The 3,007-nt window shown below is 57.7% G+C and carries 1 protein-coding gene and 2 pseudogenes; 1 reads left to right on the top strand and 2 read right to left on the bottom strand.

Annotation, left to right across the window (positions count from 1 at the left end; genetic code table 11):
• Positions 1-1,365 (top strand): recombinase family protein (locus tag J8I82_RS37440; protein WP_245180660.1); only part of this gene is annotated, 1,365 nt, incomplete at its 5' end.
• Here the strand turns inward: J8I82_RS37440 and J8I82_RS37435 are convergent.
• Positions 1,297-1,917, bottom strand: a pseudogene (locus J8I82_RS37435) (reverse transcriptase N-terminal domain-containing protein); the annotation flags it as partial. The gene J8I82_RS37440 and the pseudogene J8I82_RS37435 sit on opposite strands and share 69 nt — an antisense overlap.
• A 956-nt stretch (positions 1,918-2,873) precedes the next feature.
• A pseudogene (locus J8I82_RS39855) lies at positions 2,874-2,978 on the bottom strand (IS110 family transposase); the annotation flags it as partial.
• Positions 2,979-3,007: the final 29 nt, after the last annotated feature.

Here is a 3,007-nt window from a genome sequence, read left to right as displayed (position 1 = left end):
CGCCGTGGCAAGCTTCACGGTGCCAAACGTGGCAACGTCAATGTGCTATCTGGGGCGCCTTACGGCTACCGCTATATCCGCAGGCAACTCGACGGGACACCGGCGCACTACGTCATCGAACTGCCCCAAGCCGCAACGGTAAGAGCGATGTTCCAATGGGTAGGTCTGGAACGCTTGAGCATTGGAGAAGTGGTACGCCGGCTTGCCGAGGCTGGTACCGAAACGGCTTCGGGCAAGCCGTTCTGGGATCGAAGCGTGGTGTGGGGCATATTGCGCAATCCGGCTTACATGGGACGGGCCGCGTTCGGTAAAACGCAGGTGCGCGATCATCTGCATGTACGTGTGCGTGCCCAACGCCACAGCGCCGATGTGCCCAAGAAACCGTATTCAACGATACGCGCGGATCCGCAGCAGTGGATCGAAATTCCGGTGCCGGCCATCATCACTGAAGCGCTGTTCCATACCGTCCAGGAGCAGCTTGCAGAGAACCGCAAGCGGGCACGTCAGCGACGGGATAATGCGCCGCTGCGCCTGCTGCAGGGGCTGACTGTATGCGGACATTGCCGTTATGCCTATTACGCGAAGAAAGTGAGCAAAGCCGCAGCCAAGGGACATCAGCGGGATTACGCCTATTACCGCTGCGTTGGGACAGACGCCTATCGTTTCGGCGGCGAACGCATCTGCGACAATCTGCAGGTCCGAACCGACAAGCTCGACGATCTTGTGTGGCAGCAAGTTGTGGAGTTGCTCAGGCAACCAGATCGACTGAAGAGAGAATACGAACGTCGACTGGACGTATTAGAGCGAAATGAAAAGAACGGCTTCGATACCACCAGCCTGGACAAGCAGCGGCTTCAGCTTGAAAAAGGCAAATCACGACTGATTGATAGCTACGCTGACGGTATCATCGACAAGGCCGACTTCGAGCCGAAGATGCAGCAGTTGAAGAACCGGCTTGAGCAGATTGAACAGCAGATCCTGGAATCACGGCGCCACGGAGCAGTGCAAAGCGAGCTGTTTCTGGTCATCAACCGGCTTGAGGAATTTGCAACCGCTGTCACCGAGAGGCTGGATACGATTGACCTTGAAACGAAACGCAAGATCGTTCTGGGTCTGGTCAAGCGTGTCGAGATCCACAAGGATGAAATCGTCGTCGTGTTCCGCGTCGATCCGCAGCCGCCGGCTCCAAGCAGCGAAAATTCTAACGACTCAGACGAGGGACTGGAAAATATGCAACATTGTAGGCGGCGTAATAACTCCCCCTTGGGGTGTACCCGCCCGCGACTCGAACAGAGTTCCCTCATCGATATATCCGGCCTGAAGCCACTTTCGCAGAACCCCCTTATCCATCGGTACGTTCTCTAGGAACCAGGAATGACTGAAGTTGTCGAAACAGCCTCGAATGTCACCCTCCAGAACCCATTCTGGCGAGGCACGCTTAGCCAGAACGTTGAAGCACTGCTCGATGGCATCGGCGGTCGAGCGTCCGGACCGAAAGCCGTAGGAATTGGCATCCGCCAGAGTCTCCGCGACGGGTTCCAGTGCGAGCTTCCATAAAGCCTGCATCGCCCGGCACCGCATACAAGGAATTCCTAACGGACGCTTCTTGCCGTTACTCTTGGGAATGTAAACCCGCCGCAGCGGCATCGCCCGATAGCCGCGATGACGTAGCGACACCATTCCGTTCCATCTGGCCGCCGGGGACGACCATATCCTGCCATCCACCCCCGGCGTCCTCTTACCGCGATTTTCCGTCACACGCTTCACGGCCAACATCTTGCCGCTATGCGAGCGGGTCAGCAAACGTTGCAAGGCTTTCACCTTGCCCCATCGGCCTTCCCGGACCACCTTGGCGATACGCACCTGAAGCCGTTTCACCTCTGCCTCAATGTGCGGCCAGTTCGCCTGATCCCACATCTGTGCAGCGTGCGAGGACGCACCAGCTCCCGACACTTTCGCATCGTACGCCGTCATCTGCTTTCCCTCGTATAACGGTTGGTCAAAGTTCTCTCGCCATGAATGACCCTGCGGAAGTCTGCCCACTTTCGTGTCGGGCAATGTTGCAGCCCGTATCCCGGCCATTACAGCCGGGCGTTCGCTTTCTCCGCATTCCTTTACCCACCGTGCCAACAGCGTTCCTTACGGTTCGCCTGCCGTCGCCGGCAGCATGATGGGCTTACCCTGTTCCGCATGAATCTCCGAGCGGGGCGGACCCTTCCTCTTCGCCGGCGGCTGGTTGTCCATGGTGGTCCAGTCTTCGAAGACCACTCCTCACCGCATACCGTTTTGGTTCAAGCCTGTCAGCACGTTTGGCTTGTCAAAGATCACGACGTTTATCAGAAGTTCACATATGTTGGTCGTACCCACTCATCCCTTGCTCCTCTCCGCCTTCGTGCTGGCAGATTCCGCTTCGCCTCGCGGCTGGGCGTACCGGTTATCCGGCGGCTACGTTGTCCCCAGAGCTTCACACCGAGCTGTTACCGGCTCCGCATGTCTGAGTAGGGAACGGTTGATGGAACAACCGGTTTCGTCAGGCCATACGTTCTCCTGTGAAACAGAAATTCAGGCGACTTGCAGGTCGCACGAAGATGTTCTTCGCGATATCCAAGCCAATGGTCAGGGCGGGCATTGTTGTTCTCCCAAGAGTTGACCTTTTCAGTGTGGCCACGGAGAGGGCGGGCGTCCATACCATCAGCCTCATCGTGCAGGCCACACCTGCGGGCCCTGATGGAATTCGCCAAGAGCGCTCTCATCTTCGCCACGTGCTCGAAGCACTAGAACCAAAGAGCAGGCTTGCGCTCGTCTGAAGGCGGCGTACGAGCTACGCCGCCTTCACAGAGACGTGGTTCTTCTCAAAGGCAGTTCGATCGGAATAGCACAGTGCGCGCTCCGTGGATCAGTAAGGTTCGCAGGTGAACATCGCCTCGCTTGCTATTGAGCTTCCCAAGCCCAGCCCGTGCCTGTGCCCGGCGTTCGCGAAGAAACGACTATAAAGGGGAACGGCAGC

The organism is Cupriavidus consociatus, assembly GCF_017814975.1.
GTDB lineage: Bacteria > Pseudomonadota > Gammaproteobacteria > Burkholderiales > Burkholderiaceae > Cupriavidus > Cupriavidus consociatus.
This window is presented reverse-complemented; position numbering and strand designations above follow the sequence as displayed.